21 protein-coding genes are annotated in these 22,392 nt (G+C 65.4%); 9 read left to right on the top strand and 12 right to left on the bottom strand.

The features are described from left to right. Nucleotides 1-107: 107 nt before the first annotated feature. The 3 genes from ACXAD2_RS13860 to ACXAD2_RS13850 all read left to right on the top strand — a co-directional run bounded on the left by ACXAD2_RS13860 (nucleotide 108) and on the right by ACXAD2_RS13850 (nucleotide 3,646). Nucleotides 108-1,460 (top strand): LLM class flavin-dependent oxidoreductase, encoded by a 1,353-nt coding sequence (locus tag ACXAD2_RS13860; protein WP_475171139.1) that lies wholly within the window; start codon nucleotides 108-110, stop codon nucleotides 1,458-1,460. Between the two features lie 139 nt (nucleotides 1,461-1,599). Then, a complete protein-coding gene (locus tag ACXAD2_RS13855) occupies nucleotides 1,600-2,640 on the top strand; it encodes an AI-2E family transporter (RefSeq protein ID WP_475171137.1) in 1,041 nt (346 codons plus the stop codon). 175 nt (nucleotides 2,641-2,815) lie between these two features. Then, the gene (locus ACXAD2_RS13850) at nucleotides 2,816-3,646 is read left to right on the top strand and encodes a bestrophin-like domain (RefSeq protein ID WP_475171131.1); all 831 of its coding nucleotides are present in this window, start codon (nucleotides 2,816-2,818) and stop codon (nucleotides 3,644-3,646) included. Nucleotides 3,647-3,819: 173 nt separating this feature from the next. On the opposite strand, the gene ACXAD2_RS13845 is transcribed toward ACXAD2_RS13850, so the two are convergent. Continuing rightward, nucleotides 3,820-4,812, bottom strand: a complete 993-nt coding sequence (locus ACXAD2_RS13845) for a YihY/virulence factor BrkB family protein (RefSeq protein WP_475171129.1) — start codon at nucleotides 4,810-4,812, stop codon at nucleotides 3,820-3,822. Nucleotides 4,813-4,961: 149 nt separating this feature from the next. Here ACXAD2_RS13845 and ACXAD2_RS13840 point away from each other — a divergent pair, with 149 nt between their 5' ends. The 4 genes from ACXAD2_RS13840 (at nucleotide 4,962) to ACXAD2_RS13825 (ending at nucleotide 7,610) form a co-directional block, all read left to right on the top strand. Continuing rightward, entirely contained in the window at nucleotides 4,962-5,492 is a 531-nt protein-coding gene (locus ACXAD2_RS13840; RefSeq protein ID WP_475171123.1) for a hypothetical protein, read from the top strand. A gap of 101 nt (nucleotides 5,493-5,593) precedes the next feature. After that, a complete protein-coding gene (locus ACXAD2_RS13835) occupies nucleotides 5,594-6,517 on the top strand; it encodes a diacylglycerol/lipid kinase family protein (RefSeq protein WP_475171118.1) in 924 nt (307 codons plus the stop codon). Then, the gene (locus tag ACXAD2_RS13830) at nucleotides 6,514-7,308 is read left to right on the top strand and encodes a metallophosphoesterase family protein (RefSeq protein WP_475171113.1); all 795 of its coding nucleotides are present in this window, start codon (nucleotides 6,514-6,516) and stop codon (nucleotides 7,306-7,308) included. Before ACXAD2_RS13835 ends, ACXAD2_RS13830 begins: the two co-directional genes overlap by 4 nt. Before the next feature lie 86 nt (nucleotides 7,309-7,394). Further along, nucleotides 7,395-7,610 carry a hypothetical protein gene (locus tag ACXAD2_RS13825; protein ID WP_475171108.1) on the top strand — a complete coding sequence of 72 codons (216 nt, stop codon included), beginning with the start codon at nucleotides 7,395-7,397 and terminating at the stop codon, nucleotides 7,608-7,610. Between the two features lie 43 nt (nucleotides 7,611-7,653). On the opposite strand, the gene ACXAD2_RS13820 is transcribed toward ACXAD2_RS13825, so the two are convergent. The 3 genes from ACXAD2_RS13820 to msrB all read right to left on the bottom strand — a co-directional run bounded on the left by ACXAD2_RS13820 (nucleotide 7,654) and on the right by msrB (nucleotide 9,348). After that, complete coding sequence (locus ACXAD2_RS13820) at nucleotides 7,654-8,274, bottom strand: exopolysaccharide biosynthesis protein (RefSeq protein WP_224898663.1); 621 nt, start codon at nucleotides 8,272-8,274, stop codon at nucleotides 7,654-7,656. A gap of 118 nt (nucleotides 8,275-8,392) precedes the next feature. Continuing rightward, a complete protein-coding gene (gene msrA / locus ACXAD2_RS13815) occupies nucleotides 8,393-8,902 on the bottom strand; it encodes a peptide-methionine (S)-S-oxide reductase MsrA (RefSeq protein WP_475171104.1) in 510 nt (169 codons plus the stop codon). Further along, nucleotides 8,899-9,348 carry a peptide-methionine (R)-S-oxide reductase MsrB gene (gene msrB / locus ACXAD2_RS13810; protein WP_164181133.1) on the bottom strand — a complete coding sequence of 150 codons (450 nt, stop codon included), beginning with the start codon at nucleotides 9,346-9,348 and terminating at the stop codon, nucleotides 8,899-8,901. The genes msrA and msrB overlap by 4 nt, the downstream gene beginning before the upstream one ends. A 315-nt stretch (nucleotides 9,349-9,663) precedes the next feature. Here msrB and ACXAD2_RS13805 point away from each other — a divergent pair, with 315 nt between their 5' ends. Continuing rightward, nucleotides 9,664-10,206, top strand: coding sequence for a hypothetical protein (locus ACXAD2_RS13805; protein ID WP_475171096.1), 543 nt, complete (start codon nucleotides 9,664-9,666; stop codon nucleotides 10,204-10,206). A 297-nt stretch (nucleotides 10,207-10,503) separates the two neighbouring features. Here ACXAD2_RS13805 and queG read toward each other — a convergent pair whose 3' ends face one another. The 6 genes from queG to ACXAD2_RS13775 form a co-directional block, all read right to left on the bottom strand. Continuing rightward, on the bottom strand, nucleotides 10,504-11,553 hold the full coding sequence (gene queG / locus ACXAD2_RS13800; RefSeq protein WP_475171093.1) for a tRNA epoxyqueuosine(34) reductase QueG: 1,050 nt from the start codon (nucleotides 11,551-11,553) through the stop codon (nucleotides 10,504-10,506). Nucleotides 11,554-11,665: 112 nt separating this feature from the next. Continuing rightward, the gene (gene fzlA, locus ACXAD2_RS13795) at nucleotides 11,666-12,331 is read right to left on the bottom strand and encodes an FtsZ-binding protein FzlA (protein WP_066102277.1); all 666 of its coding nucleotides are present in this window, start codon (nucleotides 12,329-12,331) and stop codon (nucleotides 11,666-11,668) included. Nucleotides 12,332-12,547: 216 nt separating this feature from the next. After that, on the bottom strand, nucleotides 12,548-13,312 hold the full coding sequence (gene mtgA / locus ACXAD2_RS13790; protein WP_475171087.1) for a monofunctional biosynthetic peptidoglycan transglycosylase: 765 nt from the start codon (nucleotides 13,310-13,312) through the stop codon (nucleotides 12,548-12,550). A 114-nt stretch (nucleotides 13,313-13,426) separates the two neighbouring features. Then, entirely contained in the window at nucleotides 13,427-17,968 is a 4,542-nt protein-coding gene (gene gltB, locus ACXAD2_RS13785) for a glutamate synthase large subunit (protein ID WP_475171082.1), read from the bottom strand. A gap of 159 nt (nucleotides 17,969-18,127) precedes the next feature. Continuing rightward, on the bottom strand, nucleotides 18,128-18,565 hold the full coding sequence (locus ACXAD2_RS13780) for a GFA family protein (protein ID WP_475171078.1): 438 nt from the start codon (nucleotides 18,563-18,565) through the stop codon (nucleotides 18,128-18,130). 119 nt (nucleotides 18,566-18,684) lie between these two features. Next, entirely contained in the window at nucleotides 18,685-20,124 is a 1,440-nt protein-coding gene (locus ACXAD2_RS13775) for an NAD(P)-dependent oxidoreductase (RefSeq protein WP_475171071.1), read from the bottom strand. A gap of 226 nt (nucleotides 20,125-20,350) precedes the next feature. Here ACXAD2_RS13775 and ACXAD2_RS13770 point away from each other — a divergent pair, with 226 nt between their 5' ends. Beyond that, the gene (locus ACXAD2_RS13770) at nucleotides 20,351-21,154 is read left to right on the top strand and encodes an undecaprenyl-diphosphate phosphatase (protein WP_475171068.1); all 804 of its coding nucleotides are present in this window, start codon (nucleotides 20,351-20,353) and stop codon (nucleotides 21,152-21,154) included. A 268-nt stretch (nucleotides 21,155-21,422) separates the two neighbouring features. Here ACXAD2_RS13770 and rlmH read toward each other — a convergent pair whose 3' ends face one another. Both rlmH and rsfS read right to left on the bottom strand, forming a co-directional pair. Then, nucleotides 21,423-21,893, bottom strand: coding sequence for a 23S rRNA (pseudouridine(1915)-N(3))-methyltransferase RlmH (gene rlmH / locus ACXAD2_RS13765; protein WP_224898637.1), 471 nt, complete (start codon nucleotides 21,891-21,893; stop codon nucleotides 21,423-21,425). Between the two features lie 12 nt (nucleotides 21,894-21,905). Next, the gene (rsfS, locus tag ACXAD2_RS13760; RefSeq protein ID WP_164181145.1) at nucleotides 21,906-22,277 is read right to left on the bottom strand and encodes a ribosome silencing factor; all 372 of its coding nucleotides are present in this window, start codon (nucleotides 22,275-22,277) and stop codon (nucleotides 21,906-21,908) included. Between the last annotated feature and the right edge of the window lie 115 nt (nucleotides 22,278-22,392).

Raw genomic sequence — 22,392 nt, 5'->3', positions numbered from 1 at the left:
CCTCTTCACTTTAGAAAAACTAAACCAATGCGCAGCCCCGCCCCGCTTGTCCAAAACCCCGCCAAGCGACATTCTCGCTGCATCTTTCGCTTGCCAGAGGACTTCCCATGTCGCGCCCCGACCAGCTCAAACTCGGTACGTTCGTCTATACCTTCGGCTTCCACCCGGCAGCTTGGCTGCACCCGGGCAGCGACGTGCATGGCGCCAACGACCTGTCGCACCTGAAGAAGGTCGCGCAGATCTCTGAGGCGGCAAAACTGGACTTCATGTTCTTCGCCGACAGCCCTGCCGCGGCCATCGGCGATCCCGCCGCCCTCGCCCGCCAGCCCACCAAGATGAACCGCTTCGAGCCGATCACCGCGATCACCGCGCTGTCGCAGCACACCGACAAGCTGGGCTTCGTCGCCACCGCCTCGACCTCTTACTATGAACCCTACAACATCGCGCGGCTCTACGCCTCGGCGGACCATATGTCGGGCGGGCGGATGTGCTGGAACGTAGTGACTTCGGACCATGACGAGACCGGCTACAACTACAACCGCGAGGGGCTGCCGCCGCATTCCGAGCGCTACGAGCGCTGCGAGGAATTCGTCGATGTGGTCTTCGGCCTGTGGGACAGCTACGAGCCCGATGCGCTGCTGCTCGACCGCGACAGCGGCATCTACCACGACCAGCACAAGCTCCATGAGCTCAACCACCACGGCAAGCACTTCCAGGTCCGCGGCCCGCTCAACATTGCGCGCACCCCGCAGGGTCGCCCGGTGATCGCGCAGGCGGGCGGGTCGGAGCCCGGCATGGAACTGGCCGCCCGCACCGCCGAGATGGTGTTCTCGCTGGCCTCCAACATCGACAAGAACCGCGCCTTCTATGCCAATGTGAAGGGCCGGATGGCCAAATACGGACGGCATGAGGACGACCTGAAGATCATGCCCGGCATCGTCATCAACGTCGGCGAGACCGAGGAAGAGGCCAAAGCCAAAGAGCAGCAACTGGTGGACCTGATGCACCCTGACGTCGGGCTGCTGATGCTGCAGGAGTTCCTCGAGGCGGACCTGCGCGGCGTCGATCTCGACAAGCCCTTCCCGATGGAGCGGATGCCGGAAAAGGCCAAGGGCTCGAAGGCGCTTTTCGACGAGTTGAAGGAGTTCGTCACCCAAGGCCACACGATGCGCGAGCTGATCACGCATTATGCCCGCCGCCACACCGGCAACGGGCTGACCGGCACGCCGACGCAGATCGCCGATTTCATGCAGGAATGGTTCGAGACCCGCGCCGCCGACGGTTTCATCCTGATGTTCCCCACGCTGCCCTCCTCGCTGGAGGATTTCACCCGGCTGGTGGTGCCCGAACTGCGCCGCCGTGGGCTGTTCCGGGACGAGTATGAAGCCAGCACTCTGCGCGGCAATCTCGGCATCTCGGAGCCCGCCAACCGCTACACGCTGGCCCGCGCGGCGGAGTGAGCCACAGACGGTGGACCGGGGCGCTGCCCCGGACCCCGAAGTATTTTGTGAAAGATGAAAGGATACCGCGCGGGGCGAGGAACCAAATCACCGCCTCGCGGTTGAGGGGCATGACCCCATATTCGAGACCCTGCATTACATGAATCGCGCGCCCAGCCACGATCCCGTTCTCCGAGTCAGCGCAGCGATCCTCGCCGGTCTCGCCCTGCTCGTCGGCCTCAAACTCGCCGAAGACATCTTTGCACCGCTTCTGCTGGCCATCACCGTCGGCGTGATTTTCGCGCCGGTGGTGGACCGGCTTGCCAAGTTCGGCCTGCCGCGCGGCCTCGTGGCCATCGCGCTCATTGTGCTGATTTTTTTCGGGGTGGCCGCGCTTGGCTTTCTGGTCGAGCCCTATGTGACCTCGGCGATCGACCGCATCCCCACGGTGAAATACGAGATCCGCAAGTTCCTCTTCGAATATCGCGACCTCATCCGAGGGATCGACGAGGTGGAGCAGGCGCTTGGCGCGGCCACGCAAAAGAGCGACGAAGCGGGCGGCATGCCCACGGTCAGCGATGCGCTCTACCTCGCGCCGGTCATCGTTGCGCAAGCGCTGGTGTTCTTCGGCGGGCTGTTCTTTTTCCTGCTGACGCGCTGGAACATCTACAACTGGATGTCGCGCCGCATCGGCGACACCACCACCACGGCGGTGATGCTGGATCGCTTCTGTTCCGCCGAGAACGCGGTCTCGCGCTATTTCGCGACGATCACCGCGATCAACATCGGCCTCGGTTTCGCGGTCACCGGCGGGCTGATGGCCATTGGCATGTCCGGCGCGCCGATCTGGGGCATCGCCGCGGCACTGCTGAATTTCGTGCTCTATGTCGGGCCGGCGGCGATGGCGGCGGGGCTGCTGCTCAACGGGCTGGTGGCCTTTGACGGGCTGACGAGCTTTGCGCCCATGGCGATCTATCTCGCGCTCAACATGTGCGAAGCGCAGTTCGTCACCCCCGGCCTCGTCGGCAAGCACATCCAGATCAACCCCTTCATGATCTTCGTGTCGCTGGTGTTCTGGCTTTGGCTCTGGGGCCCCTTGGGCGGCATCGTCGCCATCCCGACCACGGTGATCGTGCTCAACCTCTTCAACATCCTCGGCGAAGGCCGCCGGACCCAGAGCGCGCGGCGCACACCCGACTGAGCGCCCCCTGTTGAGACCGCCTGCGCCATCTGCGCGGGCGGGACAGGAGGGCTAGGTGCAAAGAATGCTTTGAGAAAAGCGCCGGATGAGAGATCATTGTCCGGCGGAGGAGACGCGCCCCCGGCCGGAGGCCACCGTATATCCTGCGTGGCCCCATTTATGTCGGGTGTATCCGGTGAGCATTGCAGCACATCCCATTCCGTTCTGGCTGGTCATCGTCATTCTTTTGCTGGCCCTGCCCGCCTGCGCCTACGCGGGTTTTCGTTTCGGCAGTTTCGAGATGCGCCGCCACGGACCGGGCGATGTCAGCGCTCCGCTCGCTGGCGAGGCCTCTCTTGGTGCGCTGCTGGCGCTGCTCGGCCTTCTGCTTGGCTTCACCTTCAGCGCCACATTGAACTGGCGCGAGGCCAGTACAGCCGCCGTGGTCGAGGAAGGCGCGGCACTCGGCACCGCCTTCCTGCGCGCCGATCTTCTGCCCGAGGGCGCGGGCCGCCCCCTGCAAGAGGCGCTGCTGGAGTACACCCGCACGCGGGTCATCCCGGCGGGCCACCGCGCCACCCGCGCGCAGATCGACGCGGTGCTTGCCCGCTCCGCCGAGGCACAGGCCAAACTCTGGCCCGCGGTCACCGCTGCGCTGACCCCGGACGTGCCCGGCCCCGTGCAGACCTTCGTCGCGGGCGGCGTGACCGAAGTGCTGGACGCGCACAGCCGCCGCGTGGCCGCCGCCTCAAAGTCGATCTCGGTCGGTATCTGGGGGCTTCTGGCCTTTTCGGCCGGGGCGGGTGTCTTCATCCTCGGCAACCGCACCGCGCTGCAGGGGCGCCGCCTGACGTGGCGCACCATGGTGTTCTCGCTGGTGCTGACCAGCGTGCTTGTGACCATCAACGATCTGTCCCGCGCGTCGGACGGGTTCACCACCGTGCGTCAGGACGCGATCATCGCGACGATCGCCGATATGGAGGCCGCGCTTGGCGGCGCCGCCTTGGCCAGCGCCCGGCAGCCCTGAGAATTTGGCCCCGAGACAAGAGAAAAGGCTCCACCCGGGGAAGGTGGAGCCTTGGTAGGGCCCGGGCCACATGAGGGAAGTCGGGACAGGTGGCAGCCCGGGAACAGGGACAGGACTGATCGTGCGTCCTTGCATCCCTAACACCCCGGGAAAAGAAAGGTTCCGCAAAGAGTTCAGTTTTTTTCGGAAACTGCGTCCGGCGTCTCGGGGGCAGCCTCTGCGCCCTTCTCGGCGGCTGCTTTTTCTGCTGCCTTGCGCGCCGTGAGCACCCGCAAAAGCTCGGTGTTGAGCTGCGCGCCCAGCAAGGTCACCAGCGCACTGATGTAGAACCACAGCAGCAGGGCGACCACCGCACCAAGCGAGCCATAGACCTCGTTGAGCCGGTCGAAATTGCGCAGATAGCTGGCCAGCGCGAAGGATCCGAAGGCCCATGCGATCACCGCAATCGCCGCCCCCGGTGTCAGCCAGGGCATGCGCGAATGACGCTTGTTGGGGCCAAAGCGGTAGACCAGCGCCACGGCGAGATAGACCACGCACAAAAGCACGATCCATTTCGCCCCTTCCACCGCGATCTCGATCGAGGTGGGCAGCCCGACAAAGGCCAGCGCCACGGGGATCACCACCACCGCCGCGAAGGCCAGCAGCGCCACCAGAACCAGCAGCGCGGTCATCCCGTAAGCCACGACGACCCGGCGCACGGGGTTCATCCGATGCGGTGCCTCGGTCACCGTGTTCAGCCCGCGGATCAGCGCCGCAACCGAGGCCCGCGCCGACCAGATCGCCAGTATGATCGACAGGATCGAGGCCCATTGCAGCGTCGAGCGGTTGGTCGAGATGAGCTGGGTGATCTGCGTGTCGATCAGCTGATAGGCGACCTCGGGGATCATTTCCGTAAGCAGGTCCATCTGCTCGGAAATCGCGATCGGATCGGCCCAATAGCCCCAGATCGCGATCACTGCCGCCATCGCCGGAAAGATCGACAGAAAAGCGTAAAAGGCCACACCGGCGGCGATCAGGCCGAGGTTGCGCTCGTCCATGCGCTGCCAAGTGCGCCAGAGCGCGTGCAGCCAGCCGCGCAGACCGACAAAGCGCAGATGCAGTCGATCCTCTTCGGAAGAAGCGCGCTTTTTCTGTGTGGAAGGGCTGGAGGAGGTGCTCTGCGTCATTTGGGCAACCTGCGCAGAAGCCGCCGCAACGTCAATCCACGGCAAGCGCATGGCGCGTAAGAAATGGGCAGCCGTGGCAGATAAACCGAACCTTAGGCCCTGACGGCTATCGCTGCGGCAGTCTGCCGAAGCCGAGGCTGCCCTTGCCCATGTCACGCCCATCCCTGCTACGCTGCCTTCTGGCGTCTCTGCTCTGCCTCAGCGCGCCCTGCACCGGTCTGCAGGCGGCGGACCAGACGCCGGATTTTGGCCCGGCCCTCGTGCTACGGCGCGATCCCGTGCTGCCCGCCCCTATCGCCAGCGCCGCGCCGGACACCCGCGTGGTGGTGCGCGACGATGCCGGTGGGCCGCTGCGTCCGCGGCTGCGACAGGTGCAGCGGCTGCGCGCACAAGGCGCGCGGGTCGAACTGCGCGGGCGCTTTTGCAACTCGGCCTGCACCCTTCTGCTTGGCGCGGGCAACGTCTGCGTCTCGCCGCAAACGCAGTTCGGCTTTCACGGCCCGCACTATCTTGCCGGAACGATGAGCGCCGATCGCTTCGACCATTGGTCCATCCGCATGGCAGAGACCTACCCGCCCCCGCTGCGCGGCTGGTTCCTGTCGCGCGCACGCTTTGCGGGCCCGGTCCCGCTCACACTCACCGGGGCCGAGCTGATCGCCATGGGGGTCGCGCCGTGCTGACCGGGGATCGCAGCGCCGCGGGAACCGCGCCCAAGGCCGCCGCGTTGACCGGATGAACCCCGATGGAGGCTGCGCCGGTGCCGGAACAACGCAAGATCTGTGTGATTCTGAACGAACATTCCGGGGACCACCCCGACAAGCAAAGCCGCCGGAAGACGCTCAACGCGCTTTTCGAGCGCTACGGGCTGGAGGCTGAACTGATCGGTCTGACCCCCGAGAAATCCATCCTCGACACCGCGCGCAAGGCCGCGAACAGCGGCTGCGGCATCCTTGTGGCCGCGGGCGGCGACGGCACCATCGGCGCGGTCGCCACCGCCGCCCATGAGGCCGGTGTGACCATGGGGGTGATCCCGCAGGGCACGTTCAACTATTTCGCCCGGGGCCTCGACATCCCAGAGGAGCCCGAAGGCGCCGTCGCGGTGCTGGCCACGGGCCGCCTGCGCGAGATCAGCCTCGGCGAGGTCAACGGCGAGGTGTTCCTCAACAACGCCAGCCTTGGGATCTATCCGCTGATCCTGCGCACGCGCGAGGGTGTCTACCAGCGATGGGGCCGGTCGCGCGTCGCCGCCTATTGGTCGGTGATCCTCGCGCTCGCCGGCTTCCGCCACCCGCTGCGCATGGAGGTCACCGTGGATGGCCGCAAAAGCCGCATCCGTACGCCGCTCGCCTTCGTGGCCAACAGCGCCTATCAGCTTGACCAGTTCAACCTCGACGGCGGCGATGCGATCCGCGACGGGGATTTCGTGCTCTTCACCTCCAAAGGCAGCAGCCGCTGGGACCTGATCCGCGCCTCGGTGCGCCTCGCCATGGGCAAGGCGCAGAAGGGCGAGGAGTTCGGCTTTGTCACCGGGCGCGACATCACGCTGCACACCGACCGCCCGCGCGCGCTGGTCGCCCGCGATGGCGAAAAGGAACTGATGGAGACCCCGATCCGCTTTTGCCGCCGCGAGGCTCCGCTGCGCGTCATGGTCCCGTCCGAGAATACACCCAGTGAGAATACCCCGACCGAGCAAACTGCGGCATGACCCGACTGATCCACATCTCTGACCTGCATTTTGGCCGCGACGCGCCCGAGCTTCTTGATCCGTTGCTGCGCGCGGTCAACCGCGCCAAGCCAGACCTCGTTGCAGTCACCGGCGATTTCACCCAACGCGCCCGTCGCAGCCAGTACCGCGAGGCCCGTGCGTTTCTGCGCAAGCTGAGCGCGCCCTGGATGGCGGTGCCCGGAAACCACGACGTCTCGCTCGACAATCTCTGGCTGCGCTTCGTTCGCCCCTACCGCCGCTACCGCCGGTTCATCACCGAAGACATGATGCCGGTGAAACAGCTGCCGGGGCTGACCGTCGTGGGCTTCAACACCGTCGACCGCTTCCGCTGGCAGCGCGGCAAGATCCGCTGGCTGCAGATGCGCAATGCCTGCCGCATCTTCTCGGAAAGCAAGGGGCTCAACGTGGTGCTGGCCCACCACCCGTTCGAGCAAGACGCGGATGTCGACAAATCGCTGATGCGCGATGCCGATCAGGCGATTGAACGGCTGTCGGAATGCGGCGCGCATCTGGTGCTGTCGGGCCACCTGCATCGCTGGCGGACAGAGCCGTTCCTGTCGCGCAAACATGGCGCGCAGGTGCTTCAGGTGCATGTGGGCACGGGGCTGTCGACCCGGCGGCGCGGGCAGGAGAATGATTTCGCCATCCTCGATCTACAGAGCCACAGCGCCGAGATCTGCCGCATGGTCGCCCGCCATGGCCATTTCGACGAGGCCGAGCGGCGGCTCTATCACTTCGGCGAGCAAGGTTGGGCGCGCGCCGAGGCCTGAGCGTGCCGCCTCGGAACCGCTGCGCCGCAGCGACGTTGGTCCCGCAAGAGCATGGCACACATGCGCCACCGTCAGGAGAGGCCGAGATGAGCCAAGAGACGCAAGACAGCACGCATCAACATGACGTCGCCCACCCGCATGATGTGCGCGCCGGACCGGGCGACGCGGGCGCTTGGGATCGCCCGACGCCCCTGCCCCGAGACCCCGAGCCGCGCAGCCGAGGATGGAAATCGCTGGTCCTGTTCTGCGCCCTCGCGCTGGTCGCGCTGCTGATCATCAGCGTCTTTGGCGCGGCCCCCTGAAGGGGCCGCCTGACAGGGCCGCCCGACAGAACCTCCGCGCGCCTTAGATCACGCCCGCGACCATCAGCGGCACCAGCACCGCCGCCGCCAGCGTGACGCAGCCCACCGTCGCAAAGAGCCCATCCCGCACCAGCATCGCCGTGGCAAAGCACAGCACCGTCAGGCCAAGGATCGACGACGAGAAGGGCACCAATTCCAGAAACGGCATCGCCAGCCCGCAGAGCACGCAGATCAGCTGCAGCACCTTGCGCATCGGCCCCGAGGTCATCACCCGCAGCCGCCGTTTCGCATGTTTGTCGAGCCAGTCGCTCAGCTTGCGCAGCTTGTCCATCGCCTTGCGCGCCTTGGCGCCGTCGAAACTGCGGCTCATCAGGAAATCGGGCAGCCACAGATACCGCCGCGAGATCAGCATCTGCCCCGCGATGAAGGCGATCAGCAGCCCACAGAACGTCGAGAACAGCGGAATCCCCGACAGCGGCGAAACCACCAGCAGCGCCGGCACCATCAGCGCCGGCAGGAACGAGCTTTCGCCGAAGCTTTCGACCAGATCGCGCAGCGAAACCTTATCACCCGAGGCCGCGTCCCGCAGCCGGTCGACGATCTCGCCCACTGGTCGCGAGGATTGCTCGACGGGCGCATCCTGCACCGCGCTGCTGCTGCTCATGTTGCGCCGTCCTTCGTCGTTAGCCTCGGTAAATGGTCACCCGGCAAACGCGAACGCCCGCACTGCGGTTCCCCGAAAGGTTCCGCGGCGCGGGCCCCGCAGAGCGCGACCAGCACGCTCATTCCGCGGCGTCACGTCGCGGCAGCACCCAATCGGGGCGCGGGAAGTGGCAGGTGTAGCCGCCCGGATAGCGCACAAGATAATCCTGATGCTCCGGCTCGGCCTCCCAGAAATCGCCCACCGGCTCGACCTCGGTCACCACCTTGCCCGGCCAGATGCCAGAGGCCTCGACGTCAGCGATGGTCTCCAGCGCCTCTGCCTTCTGCGCCTCATCGACGTAATAGATCGCCGAGCGATAGCTCATCCCCAGATCATTGCCCTGACGGTTTAGCGTGGTCGGGTCGTGGATCTGAAAGAAGAACTCCAGCAGGCGGCGATAAGTGGTCTTCTCGGGATCGAACCAGATCTCGATCCCTTCGGCATGGGTGCCGTGATTGCGGTAAGTGGCGTTGGGCACGTCACCCCCGGTATAGCCAACACGGGTTTCGGCCACCCCCGGCAGCTTGCGGATCAGATCCTGCATGCCCCAGAAACACCCACCTGCGAGAACTGCGCGCTGCAAGCTCATGCCACATCCTCCACCTGATCCAGGTAAGCGCCGTAGCCCTCGGCCTCCATGTCATCGCGATGCACAAAGCGCAGCGAGGCCGAATTGATGCAATAGCGCAGCCCGCCGCGGTCCACCGGTCCGTCGGGGAACACATGCCCAAGGTGCGAGTCGCCATGGGTCGAACGCACCTCGGTGCGGATCATCCCGTGGGTGGTGTCACGCAGTTCGGCCACATGCGCGGGCTCGATCGGTTTGGTGAAGCTTGGCCAGCCGCAGCCGCTTTCGTATTTGTCGGACGAGGCAAAGAGCGGCTCGCCAGAGACGACATCGACGTAGATGCCCGGCTCCTTGTTGTCGAGATATTTGCCGGTGCCCGGCCGTTCGGTGCCGTTTTCCTGCGTGATGCGATACTGCTCGGGATCGAGCGTCGCGATCACGTCGGGATTGCGTTCATAGGTCGCCATGGAATGTCTCCGCTCGTGGTCTTGCCTCTAAGATGGGGCCCATTGCCGCCAATGCAAAGCCCCCCTGAACAAGCGCCTGACCGCCTGCCCTCCTGCCCGCCCCTGCGTCGAGCCTTGACGGCACCCATTGCCGTAAGGGCAGCCGGAACCGGCGCTCCGCCGCCGCCCCGGCCCCATAGGTTCCGGCAATCCCCCGCCGGTTGCTGCCTGCAGTGCGGCCGCAGGGATCCGAACGCCGCCCTCGCGCATTATCTGCATGAACGGCGCCGTGAAACGCGCCATCGCAACCGACCAAAGGATGCTTAGGAGACCGCCATGACCCTGCGTTCCACTTCGAAATTCGGCCTCGCCGTTCTCACCGCCGCCTCGCTCTCGGGCGCGGCCCTTGCGCAGTCTTCCGGCACCGAAGACCCCGCAACGCAGAGCGATGCACCGCTCGCCAGCAATGAGATGACCGAAAGCACCGGCGCCAGCGGCTCGGGCGTGACCGACACCGCGCCGACCGCAACCACCACCACCGCCGATCTCGACGCCGATATGCCGCAGAGCTACGGGCAGGTGATCTCCTCGCTGCACAACGCCGATCTGGCGATGGCCGACCCCGAAACCGTGACCGAAGCCACGCGCCTCAACATCCACCCGCTGAGCGGCCTCAAGGGGCAGGCCAACGAAAGCGCCGTGGCGCTGGACGACGCGCTGGCCGAGGCCGGGCCGCAACTGCGGGCGCTGCGCGAGCTGATGTCGGAAAATGACGAGCTGACCGCGCAGCTGGACGCCGAAGGCTATGACGTGGACGATGTGATCGGGGTCTACGCAGGCAGCGACAGCATCGAGCTGCTGGTCGACGACCGGGACTGAACAGAACCATAAAAATCCGCGCTTCGGCGCGGGCACCGGGACTTACCTCGAGAGCCCGGCGGCCCTCCAGGCCCATGGCGTGGGGGGCCGATTTTTGTGCCCGCGCGTGTTCCGGCACGTTTAAATCACCCTCTCCTCAAACACCCTGTGTCGCGATCCCGTGAGGCTCCTTGCGCCGTATCGCCCCGCTGCCCATCTTTCCCGGCAGGAGGCACGTACCAATCCTGTCAGAGCCTCCGGAACCAAGACCCTCGTGGGCGTCGGTGCCATCCCTCGGCACCGGCGCTTCCGGGTCCCTCAGAGCCCCTGCAACCGCATCGCCGCCCATCGCGCCGCGTCGCGCACGGTCTCGTCCGGATCGTCGCAAAGCGCCAGCGCAGCGCCCCGCAGATCCCCCCGCCCGGAATTGCCGATGGCATAAAGCACATTGCGCACGAAGCGGTCGCGCCCGATCCGCTTGATCGGCGAGCCGGAAAAGCGCGCCCGGAACCCCGCATCGTCCAGCGCCGCAAGCTCCGCCAGCGGCGGCGCCAGCAGGTCTTCGCGGGCATGGTATTTCACCTCCGCCGCGCGCTCGGCGAATTTGTTCCACGGACAGGCCGCAAGGCAATCGTCGCAGCCGTAGATGCGGTTGCCCATGAGCGCGCGCAGGTTTTCATCCACCGGGCCGTGATGCTCGATGGTCAGGTAAGAGATGCAGCGCCGCGCATCGATTTGATAGGGCGCGGGAAAGGCCTGCGTCGGGCAGGCATCCAGACACGCCCGGCACGAGCCGCAATGGTCGCCCTCGGCAGGGTCCGCGGGCAACTCCAGCGTGGTGAAGATCGAGCCCAAAAAGAACCACGAGCCAAGCTCGCGGCTCACAAGATTGGTGTGCTTGCCCTGCCAGCCCAATCCCGCCGCCTGCCCCAGCGGCTTTTCCATGACCGGCGCGGTGTCGACAAAGACCTTGATCTGCGGTGCCTCGCCCTCGCGCCCCGCCGCGTCGATGAGCCAGCGCCCGAGCCGCTTCAGCCGCTTCTTCACCACGTCATGATAATCGCGGTTCTGCGCATAGACCGAGATCGCCGCCTGCTCCGGGCACTCCAGCACCGCCCGCGGGTCATGCTCCGGCCCGTAGTTCTCGGCCAGCATGATCACCGACCGCGCCTCGGGCCAGAGCGCCGAAGGATCGCCGCGCCAATGGGTGCGCTCGGCCATCCAGCCCATCTGCCCGTGGCGCCCCGCCTCGAGAAACTCCGCCAGCCGCCCGGCTGCCCCCGGCACATCCCACGGGCGGCAGATGCGGCAGGCGGCAAAGCCCACCTCCGCCGCCTCCGCCAGCAGCCGTGCCTTCAGATCATCCAAGCGTCCGCCCTTCCTCTTGGCGAAAATATCCCGGGGGTGAGGCGCGCCAGCGCCGAGGGGGCAGCGCCCCCTCCTCCAAGCCCCCACCCCAACAAGCCTCGGTAATCCGGCCTCAGAAGTCGAGATCGGCGTAATGCGCGGGCTGCGGGAAGCCGGGGATCTGATCGGCGAGGATCGAGCGGAAGGCCGGGCGCGACTTGATCTTGGCGTACCAATCCTTCACCGCCGCCGAGCGGTTCCAATCCACGTCCGAGATATAGTCGAGCGACGACAGATGCGCCGCGGCGGCGAAATCCGCCAGCGTCATCACGTCCCCCGCCAGCCAGCGCCGGTGATCGAGCAGCCACGCCATGTAGTCGAGGTGATATTTGATCGCCTTGGCCCCGGCCTTCACGTTCTTGCTGTCGGGAAAGCCGGTCTTCATGATCTTCTTGTTCACCCGCTCGTAGAGCAGCTTCGAAGTGACCTCATTGTGGAACTTGTCGTCGAACCAGCCGACGAGGCGACGCACCTCATAGCGCGCATCGGGCGAACGCGGCAGCAGCGCGGGCTCGGGATATTTCTCTTCGAGCCATTCGCAGATGGCGGCGCTTTCGGACATGGTCTTGCCGTCGATGCGCAGCACCGGGACCTTGGCCGCCGGGTTGCGGCGCAGGAAATCCGCGTCCTGCTCCCAGTAGCGTTCTTCGACCAGCTCACATTCGATCTTCTTTTCTGCGAGGCTCAGGCGGACCTTGCGGCAGAACGGCGAAAGCGGCACGTGGTAAAGCTTGGCCATATAAGACTGCGGCTCCGAATGCTGTGGGAAATCTTTCGCCTGTTTGCCGTGAAAGCGGCGGCGTTTCAACAGGGCATGAGGACACGGGCGGGTGATGGCCGGATGTGGCCCCGGTTGGGAGGCGGTTTCGGGGGCGCTGCCCCCGCCGCGCTTTGCGCGGCTCCCCCGGCGTATTTTTAAAGAGAAGAAGCCCGGGGCCGCGAAACCCGGCGCGGCTTATTCGAAACAGGCCGCGCGGCCGTCGCGGGCGATGGTGGCGGCGCCGTCGCGGATCTGCGCGGCGCGGCGCTGCACGAAATTCGACGGGCGCGACGCCGAGCGGTCCTTGGGGTCGGGCAGGATCGCCGCCAGCCGGGCCGCCTGCGTCGAGCTGAGATCGGCTGGCGCCACACCGAAGTAGTGCCGCGCGGCGGCCTCGACGCCGAAGACGCCCTCGTCGAACTCGGCCACATTCATATAGACCTCGAGGATCCGGCGCTTCGGCCAGAGCGCCTCCATCAGCGGGGTGATCGAGGCCTCCAGTGCCTTGCGCGGCCAGCTGCGCCCCTGCCAGAGGAAGGCGTTCTTCACCACCTGCTGGCTGATCGTCGAGGCGCCGCGGTTGCCGCCCTCGGCGATGGCGGCGCGGATCGCCCGCATGTCGAAACCCCAATGGGTGCAGAAATTCGCATCCTCGGCGGCGACCAGCGCGCGCATCATCACCGGCGCCACATCCTCGGCATCGACCCAATCATAGGCCGCGGGCTGGCCGAGCCTGCGGCCCTCGCTCCACATGTAGAACGTGCCGGGCGGGTTGATGAAACGGTAGCTCAGCACCGCCAGCACGGTCAGCGCCACCAGCAGCAGCGCCGCCTGTACCGCGCGCCGCACCAGCCCGCCGAGGGGCTTTGGCCGCGATGCGGCCTTCCCCGCCTTGGCGGGTTTGCCAGACTTGCCGGTCTTTCTCGATTTGCCTGCGGTGTTTTTTGCTGCGCGCGCCATGGCGCCAGACTTACACGTCACAGCGGGCGTGGAAAAGCATCTCGCGCATCCAGCAAAGGCAAACGCCCGGACCTATGGCCCGGGCGCTGCGATCTTTGCGATGGCGGTGGCGGATCACTCCGCCGGAACCGCCATGTCCTGCTCGATGCCCAGCGGGTGGGCGATCTTGTCGAGCATCTCACGCGGGCAGACCTGCAGGAACTTGTCCTTCTCGGTCACCCAGTTCTGCAGGATGTCCAGCGCCTTGCGGCTGCCGGTCTCTTGCGCATGGCGCTCGACCATACCCTTGAGTTCCGCTTCCCAATGCTCTTCGGCCACCGGGCAGGTCACCAGGCTCTCCATGTTCATCAGGTCGGGCGCCAGCCCTTCGGGATCGTAGAGATAGGCCATGCCGCCGGTCATGCCTGCGCCGAAGTTGGCGCCGATCGGGCCGAGGATCACCGCAAGACCGCCGGTCATATACTCGCAGCCGTTGGTGCCGCAGCCTTCGACCACCACTTTCGCGCCGGAGTTGCGGACCGCGAAACGCTCGCCCGCCTTGCCCGCAGCGAAGAGATAGCCGTCGGTCGCACCGTAGAGCACGGTGTTGCCGATGATCGTGTTCTCGGACGCGGTGAGCGGCGACATCATCGGCGGACGCACCACGATGGTGCCGCCCGACAGACCCTTGCCCACGTAGTCGTTGGCATCGCCCGACACTTCCAGCTTCAGACCCGGGGCCGCGAAGGCGCCCAGCGACTGGCCGGCAGAGCCGGTGAGCTTCACGTGCAGGTGGTCGGGCTGCAGCGCGTTGCGCATGCCGAACTTGCTGACGATATGGCTCGAGGTGCGCGTGCCCACGGTGCGGTGGGTGTTCTGCACCGCGTAGGACAGCTGCATCTTCTCGCCGTCTTCGAGGAAGCGGCTGCCGTCGCGGACGATCTCGGCGTCGAGCGTGTCGGGCACCACATTGCGGCCCTTCGAGCGGTCGTAGACGATGTCGTCGGCCCCATCCACGCGGATCAGCAGCGGGTTGAGGTCGAGATCGTCGAGATGCTCGGCCCCGCGGCTGACCTGGCTCAGCAGGTCGGCACGGCCGATCACGTCGTTCAGCGAGCGCGCACCGATGGAGGCGAGGATCTCGCGCACTTCGGTGGCGTAGAAGGTGATCAGGTTCACCACCTTCTCGGCGTTGCCGGTGAACTTGTCACGCAGCTCCGGGTCCTGCGTACAGACGCCCACCGGGCAGGTGTTCGACTGACACTGGCGGACCATGATGCAGCCCATGGCGATCAGCGCGGCGGTGCCGATGCCGAACTCCTCGGCGCCCAGCATCGCGGCCATGACGATGTCACGCCCGGTGCGCAGGCCACCGTCGGTGCGCAGCGTCACGCGGTCGCGCAGCTTGTTCATCGCCAGCACCTGATGCGCCTCGGTGAGGCCCATCTCCCACGGCAGACCCGCGTATTTGATCGAGGTCGCCGGCGAGGCACCGGTGCCGCCGTTGTGGCCCGAGATCAGGATGACGTCGGCCTTGGCCTTCGCCACGCCCGCAGCGATCGTGCCGACGCCCGAAGAGGCCACCAGCTTCACCGTCACCTTGCAGCGCGGGTTGATCTGCTTGAGGTCGTAGATCAGCTGCGCCAGATCCTCGATCGAGTAGATATCGTGGTGCGGCGGCGGCGAGATCAGCGTCACGCCCTTGGTCGAATGGCGCAGCTTGGCGATCAGCTCGGTGACCTTCATGCCGGGCAGCTGGCCACCCTCGCCGGGCTTGGCGCCCTGCGCGACCTTGATCTCAAGCTCTTCGCAGTGGTTCAGGTATTCGGCGGTGACGCCGAACCGGCCCGAGGCCACCTGCTTGATCTTCGCCGAGGGGTTGTCGCCGTTGGGCTCGGGCACGAAGTGTGCCGGATCCTCGCCGCCCTCGCCGCTGTCGGACTTGGCGCCGATGCGGTTCATCGCGACGTTCAGCGTCTTATGCGCCTCGGGCGACAGCGCGCCGAGCGACATGCCGGGGGTGACGAAGCGCTTGCGGATCGAGGTGATGCTTTCCACCTCTTCCAGCGGGATCGCATTGCCCATCGGCTTGAAGTCCAGCAGGTCGCGCAGGTGGATCGGCGGGTTGGCCCGCATCGCCTTGGAATAGGTCTTCCACAGCTCGTAGCTCGACTTGTTGCAAGCCGCCTGCATCAGGTGCATCGACTGCGCACCCCATGCGTGGGTCTCGCCCGACTTGCGCGCCTTGTAGAAACCGCCGATCGGCAGCACGTCGCGGCCACCTTTGAAGCCAAGCGCGTGCACCTCTTCCGCCTTCTGCTGGATGCCGTGCACACCGATGCCCGAGATCCGCGACAGCATGCCGGGGAAATACTCGGCGCACATGGCGCGCGACAGACCCACGGCCTCGAAGTTGAGACCGCCGCGGTAGGACGAGATCACCGAGATGCCCATCTTCGACATGATCTTCAGCAGGCCCTGATCGATCGCCTCGCGATAGCGCGCGACGTTCTCGGTCAGCGAGCCGTCGAGCAGGCCGCGCTCGATACGGTCGGCGATGCTGTCCTCGGCCAGATAGGGGTTCACGATGGTCGCGCCGCAGCCGACGAGAACCGCGAAGTAATGCGGGTCGATACATTCCGCCGAGCGCACACCCAGCGAGCAGAACGTCCGCAGGCCCTTCTTGGTGAGCCAGCTGTGCACCGCCGATGTGGCGAGGATCATCGGCATGGCGACCTTGCCTTCGCCCTGATGATGATCGGTCAGCACGATGTGGCCGCCACCCGAGCGCACGGCATCCTCGGCCTCGGCCCGAATGCGGGCCAGACCGTCACGCAGCGCGCCCTCACCGGCGCCGGCGGGGAAGGTACAGTCGATCTCTACCAGCCCGGCGTTGAAGTGCTGGGTCAGCTCGTCGAATTGCGCGTTGGCCACGAAGGGCGTGTCCAGAACGAGGATCTCGGTCTGCGCCGAGCTCTCATCGAGCACGTTCTTGAGGTTGCCGAAGCGGGTCTTCAGCGACATCACGCGGAATTCGCGCAGGCTGTCGATCGGCGGGTTGGTCACCTGGCTGAAGTTCTGGCGGAAGAAGTGGCTCAGCGGCCGGTACTTCTTGGACAGAACCGCAGACGGCGTGTCGTCGCCCATCGAGGCGAGCATTTCCTTGCCGTCCTCGGCCATCGCCGAAAGCGACTGCTCCAGTTCCTCGATGCTGTAGCCTGCCGCGATCTGACGCTTGCGCAGCTCGCCACCGGTGAACAGCGGCTTCTCGGCCACTTTGCCAAGGCTCTCGTCCAGTTCGGTGATCTTGCCGACCCATTCGCCGAAGGGCTGGCTGGCGGCCAGACGGTCCTTGATCTCGGTGTCGTGGTAGAGCTTGCCCTCTTCCATGTCGACGGCGATCAGCTGGCCCGGGCCAAGCGCGCCCTTTTCGCGCACGGTCGACTCGTCGACCGGCACCATGCCCGCTTCGGAGCCCGCGATCAGCAGCCCGTCGCCGGTGACGACATAGCGCATCGGACGCAGGCCGTTGCGGTCGAGACCGCCGCAGACCCAGCGGCCATCGGTCATCGCCAGCGCGGCGGGGCCGTCCCACGGCTCCATCACCGAGTTGACGTAGGAATACATGTCGAGCCACGCCTGCGGCAGTTCCACCGCCTGCTTCGACCACGCCTCGGGGATCAGCATGGTCTTGGCCATCGGCGCGTTGCGCCCGGCGCGGACCAGCACTTCGAACACCGCGTCCAGCGCGGCGGAGTCCGACGCCCCATGCGCGATGATCGGCTTGATGTCCTCGGCCATCTCTCCGAAGGTCGCCGAGGCCATGCGGATCTCATGCGACTTCATCCAGTTGGTGTTGCCCTTGATGGTGTTGATCTCGCCGTTGTGGGCGAGCATCCGGAAGGGCTGCGCCAGCCACCATTGCGGGAAGGTGTTGGTGGAATAGCGCTGGTGGTAGATCGCGAAGGCAAACTCGAACCGCTCGTCCTGCAGGTCCGGGTAGAACACGGCGACCTGCTCGGCCAGCATCATGCCCTTGTAGATGATCGACCGGCACGACAGCGACGCGATATAAAGCCCGTTGATGCCTGCGGCAGCCGCGGCCTTCTCGATCCGGCGGCGGATGACGTAAAGCTCACGCTCAAAGGTTTCCTCGTCCACGCCCTTGGCGTTGGAGATGAGGATCTGCTCGATTTCGGGGCGCGTCGCATTGGCCTTCTCGCCAAGGCATTCGACGCTCACCGGCACGTGGCGCCAGCCGTAGATGTAATGACCCATGCGCAGCACTTCGGTCTCGACGATGGTCCGGCAGGTCTCTTGCGCGCCAAAATCGGTACGCGGCAGGAACACCTGCCCCACGGCCATCAGCTCGCCCTTGCGCGGCGCGTGGCCGGTGCGCTCGATCTGATCGTAGAAGAAGCTGACGGGGATCTGCACGTGGATGCCCGCGCCGTCGCCGGTCTTGCCATCTGCGTCCACGGCGCCACGGTGCCAGATCGCCTTCAGCGCGGTGATGCCCGCCTCGACAACCTTGCGCGACGGCTTCCCGTCGATGGAGACAACAAGGCCGACACCGCAGGAAGAGTGTTCATGCTCTTCGCGGAACAGGCCGTTCTCCTCCATCCACTTGCGCTTGGCTTCCTCTGCGGCAACCCAGTTTGCGTCGAAAGTGGTCATGGCTTAGCACCTCCATGGAAGGCCGCGATGCGGCCGGGATACGTGGCTGGCGCGCGAGGCGCCGAATGAGATGGCGCGGGACCGCGCCGGAATGAAGTTGCGGCTCAAACGCCGCGGGTCAGTCTTGCGGCTCAAGCGCCGCTGACAAGCTCTTGCGGCTCAGGCGCCGCTGACGTCCGAGCCGAATTTCTTCAGCGTCTCGACGCGGGTGTATGTCGGGTGGCCCCCGGAAAGCGTCCAGCTGTCCGGCTTTTCGTCCGAGAAGATTTCGCTCTTCATCTCGAACCCGTTGCCGTCATCCAGAAGCCCGAGGCAGACCTCGTACTCCCCTGCCCCGTCGACCCCCTTGTCGTAGCGGTACCAGAGCACCGAACCGCAGGTGCCGCAGAAGTGGCGCGACGCCCAGCTCGAGCTGCGGAAGCTGCGGATCGCCTCGGCCCCCTCGATCTGAATCGCCGCCTCGGGCACGTTCACCGCGAACAGCGCGGAACCGGCCCAGCGGCGGCACTGCTCGCAATGGCAGACGCCGAAATTGCCAAACTCGGTCACGGTGAAGCGCACCGCGCCGCAGAGGCAATGTCCGGTCTTCTGCGTCATGCTCCGATCCTTTTCTCGGCGAAGGTCGGCAGGGCTGACCTTTCTTTGCGGCTCTCTTCGGGGGCTGCACGCCCCATGCGCATGGATTGTGCATGGGATGTGCATCGGTTGTGCAGGGCTTACTCGGCGGCGATCGCCGCGAGCTTGTCGAAGTCCTTGAGCACGTGTTCGGCGCAATCGCGGCCGTCACGGATCGCCCAGACCACGAGGCTTGCGCCACGCACGATGTCACCCACCGCATAGACGCCCGGAAGACCGGTGCGGCCAGAGGTGAACTCGGCTTTGATGGTGCCCCAGCGGGTCACTTCCAGCTCGGGCGCGCCCCACAGCGTCGGCAGTTCTTCCGGCTCGAAGCCAAGCGCCTTGATCACCAGATCGGCGGGCTCTTCGTAGTCGGCACCCTCGATCACCTCGGGCGACTGGCGGCCCGTCGCATCAGGCAGGCCAAGGCGCATCTTCTGGACCATCACGGCCTCGACAGACGCGTCACCCTTGAAGCCCTTGGGCGCGGTCAGCCATTCGAACTGCACGCCTTCTTCCTCGGCGTTGGCGGTCTCGCGCTGCGAGCCGGGCATGTTGGCACGGTCACGGCGATAGAGACATTTCACGCTTTCGGCGCCCTGACGGATCGCGGTGCGCAGGCAGTCCATTGCGGTGTCACCGCCGCCGATGACCACGACCTTTTTGCCCTTGGCGTTCAGCTCGCCGCTTTCATACTCAGGCACGGTGTCGCCGAAATTGGCGGTGCGGTTCGAGGCGGTGAGATAGTCGATCGCCTTGACGATGCCCTTGGCACCCGCGCCCGGACCGCGCAGGTCGCGCGACTTGTAGACGCCGGTGGCGATGATCACCGCGTCATGCTGATCGCGGATCTCGTCAAAGCTCATGTCCTCGCCGACGTTGCAGTTGTAGACGAAGCGCACGCCGCCGTCCTCAAGCTGCTTGATGCGGCGCATCACCACGTCTTTCTCAAGCTTGAAGCCCGGAATGCCGTAGGTCAGCAGGCCGCCGCCACGGTCGTAGCGGTCATAGACGGTGACCTGCACACCCGCACGGCGCAGCATGTCGGCAGCCGCAAGGCCGCCGGGGCCCGCGCCGATGATGCCAACGCTTTCGTCACGTTCCGAAACCGGCGCGGCGGGCTTCACCCAGCCCTGCTCCCACGCGGTGTCGGTGATATATTTTTCGACAGAGCCGATGGTCACGGTACCGTGACCAGACTGCTCGATCACGCAGTTGCCTTCGCACAGACGGTCCTGCGGGCAGATGCGACCGCAGATCTCGGGGAAGGTGTTGGTGGCCTGGCTGATCTCGTAGGCTTCTTCCAGACGGCCGGTCGCGGTGAGGCGCAGCCAGTCGGGAATGTTGTTGTGCAGAGGGCAGTGCGACTGGCAGTAGGGCACACCGCATTGGCTGCAGCGGCTCGCCTGCTCCTCGGCCTTGGCCTTTGCGAACTCAGCATAAATTTCGTCGAAGTCGTGGCTGCGGACACTGGCCTCCCGCTTCTCGGGCATGTCGCGCTCGATCTTCACGAATTTCAGCATGGGTTGCTTTGCCATGATGCCTTGTCTCCAAGCAAATCAATCGGTCGGGCTTCATTACAGAAGGTCGAAACCGAATAAAAGTCAGACATGCTGACCTATATTGATAAAAATTTGGCTGAAGGCGTCTCGTGCACCCATTCTTGATCAAAAAATAGGTCCGAAACCGGACCAATTTCGCTCTTTCCCCCTGAAAACCAAGGGCCTATAGCGGAAGAGGTTATTTCAGCGGAGACCAGAGTATATGCCCCTGTCTCAACTTATTCTCCTCGCCCTGATCCAGGGCATTACCGAGTTTCTCCCCATTTCCTCCTCCGGTCACCTGATTCTTCTGCCGAATCTCACGGGCATGGACGATCAGGGGCAGGTCATCGACGTGGCCGTCCATGTAGGCACGCTCTTTGCTGTGGTGCTGTATTTCTGGTCAGACGTGAAAACCGGTCTCGCGGGTGTGCCGCGGATGCTCACCGGCAAGATCGACACTCCCGGCTCCAAGCTCGCCTTCCTGCTCGCGGTCGCCACGGTGCCGGTCATCCTGATCGGGCTGATCCTCAATCTCACCGGCCTTTCAGACATGCTGCGCTCGGTCGCGGTGATCGGCTGGACGATGCTGGTCTTTGGCATCGTGCTGTGGTGGGCCGACCAGAAGGGCCCGCAGATGAAGACCGAAGAGGACTGGAACCTTGGCGACGCGATCAAACTGGGCCTCTGGCAAGCCGTGGCGCTGATCCCCGGCACCTCGCGGTCGGGCATCACCATCACCGGCGCGCGGCAGATGGGCTATACACGGCACGACGCCGCCAAGATCTCGATGCTGATGTCGATCCCCACGATCTTCGCCTCTGGCGTGCTGTTGGGCGCAGAGGTGATCGGCACCGCCGACGCGCAGGCTGCCAAGGATGGCGCCATTGCCGCCGCCTTCGCCTTCGTCTCGGCCCTGCTTGCGCTGACGCTGATGATGCGCCTGCTGCGGTCGGTCAGCTTCACCCCCTATGTGATCTACCGCGTGATCCTCGGGGTCATCCTGCTGGTCTACGCCTACAGCTGATCCCCTGCCCCTGATCCTTCCCCTGAAAATGGGGAGCCCCGGAGTTCGGGGAAACTCCGGGGCTGTTGACCTACCCGGGACCGGCGGGGGAGCCGGCAGGGACAGATAATGGGCACGTCAACCTCGCTCGTCTTCACAGCTGCGCGACGGCGCGATAACTTGCAGCTAATTCAGGGTTTTCCGCCTTTGCAACGAACGGGTTGTGTCCGCGCGGATTCCCGCCAAGGTCGAGTCGCCCTAACGGCGAAAACCCGCCGATAGAGTGACTTCAGACGCGATGATAAGGACTTCCGGCCAGAATCGAGGCTGCGCGGTAGAGCTGTTCCGACAGCATCACCCGAACCAGCATATGCGGCCAGACCATCTGCCCGAAAGACAGCGCCATATCCGCCTCGGCCCGTAGCGACGGATCAATCCCATCCGCGCCGCCGATGACGAAGGCCAGATCCCCCACCCCCTGATCGCGGAAATCTGCGACCTGCCGAGAGAAGTCGGGGGAGCTCATCAGCTTGCCGCGTTCATCCAGCACACACAGTTTGGCCCCCGAAGGGATCGCCTTGCGCAGCAGCACGGCTTCGGCGGCCATTCCGCCGCCCTTGCGGTCTTCGACTTCCGAAACGCTCACCGGACCGAGGCCAAGCGCCCGCCCGGTGCGGTCGAACCGCTTGAGATAATCGTCAATAAGGTCGCGCTCGGGGCCAGACCGAAGCCGGCCCACGACGCAGAGATGCACGCGCATGAACGCTCCGGATCAGGTCGCGCTCTGGGTCACCTTGCCCAGCGGCATCCACATCTTCTCGAGCTGGTAGAACTCGCGCACTTCGGGGCGGAACACATGGACGATCACATCGCCCGAGTCGATCAGCACCCAGTCACCGGTCTCTTCGCCCTCGGTTTTGGCAAGGACGCCCAGCTCGTGTTTCAGATCCTCGGCAACCTTCTCGGCGATCGAGGCCACCTGCCGCGAGGAGCGCCCCGAGCAGATCACCATATGATCGCAGACAGAGGTCTTGCCGCGCAGGTCGATCTGCACGACTTCCTCGGCCTTGTTGTCGTCGAGAGACTTGAGGACGGCGGCAAGGATCTGCTCGCTCGTGACCTCGGTATGGGGCAGTGCCGTCATGGGCATCCCCGCATCAGCGGCACCAGCCGCATCGGCAGTAACAGACAGGACAGTGTCCTCCTTGGTTGCGCGCGCCGAATGTAACCCCGGCGCAGGGCATGCTCTAAAGATAGCA

Source organism: Salipiger sp. ABN3_019, from assembly GCF_056158605.1.
Note: the sequence above shows the minus strand (reverse complement) of the source record. Positions and strands in the feature narration are given on the sequence as shown.

Coding starts and splice junctions, on each gene's coding strand:
- ACXAD2_RS13860 (WP_475171139.1), top strand. CDS start 108: ATGTCGCGCCCCGACCAGCTCAAACTCGGTACGTTCGTCTATACCTTC.
- ACXAD2_RS13855 (WP_475171137.1), top strand. CDS start 1,600: ATGAATCGCGCGCCCAGCCACGATCCCGTTCTCCGAGTCAGCGCAGCG.
- ACXAD2_RS13845 (WP_475171129.1), bottom strand. CDS start 4,812: ATGACGCAGAGCACCTCCTCCAGCCCTTCCACACAGAAAAAGCGCGCT.
- ACXAD2_RS13840 (WP_475171123.1), top strand. CDS start 4,962: ATGTCACGCCCATCCCTGCTACGCTGCCTTCTGGCGTCTCTGCTCTGC.
- ACXAD2_RS13830 (WP_475171113.1), top strand. CDS start 6,514: ATGACCCGACTGATCCACATCTCTGACCTGCATTTTGGCCGCGACGCG.
- ACXAD2_RS13825 (WP_475171108.1), top strand. CDS start 7,395: ATGAGCCAAGAGACGCAAGACAGCACGCATCAACATGACGTCGCCCAC.
- ACXAD2_RS13820 (WP_224898663.1), bottom strand. CDS start 8,274: ATGAGCAGCAGCAGCGCGGTGCAGGATGCGCCCGTCGAGCAATCCTCG.
- msrA (WP_475171104.1), bottom strand. CDS start 8,902: ATGAGCTTGCAGCGCGCAGTTCTCGCAGGTGGGTGTTTCTGGGGCATG.
- msrB (WP_164181133.1), bottom strand. CDS start 9,348: ATGGCGACCTATGAACGCAATCCCGACGTGATCGCGACGCTCGATCCC.
- ACXAD2_RS13805 (WP_475171096.1), top strand. CDS start 9,664: ATGACCCTGCGTTCCACTTCGAAATTCGGCCTCGCCGTTCTCACCGCC.
- fzlA (WP_066102277.1), bottom strand. CDS start 12,331: ATGGCCAAGCTTTACCACGTGCCGCTTTCGCCGTTCTGCCGCAAGGTC.
- mtgA (WP_475171087.1), bottom strand. CDS start 13,312: ATGGCGCGCGCAGCAAAAAACACCGCAGGCAAATCGAGAAAGACCGGC.
- gltB (WP_475171082.1), bottom strand. CDS start 17,968: ATGACCACTTTCGACGCAAACTGGGTTGCCGCAGAGGAAGCCAAGCGC.
- ACXAD2_RS13780 (WP_475171078.1), bottom strand. CDS start 18,565: ATGACGCAGAAGACCGGACATTGCCTCTGCGGCGCGGTGCGCTTCACC.
- ACXAD2_RS13775 (WP_475171071.1), bottom strand. CDS start 20,124: ATGGCAAAGCAACCCATGCTGAAATTCGTGAAGATCGAGCGCGACATG.
- ACXAD2_RS13770 (WP_475171068.1), top strand. CDS start 20,351: ATGCCCCTGTCTCAACTTATTCTCCTCGCCCTGATCCAGGGCATTACC.
- rlmH (WP_224898637.1), bottom strand. CDS start 21,893: ATGCGCGTGCATCTCTGCGTCGTGGGCCGGCTTCGGTCTGGCCCCGAG.
- rsfS (WP_164181145.1), bottom strand. CDS start 22,277: ATGACGGCACTGCCCCATACCGAGGTCACGAGCGAGCAGATCCTTGCC.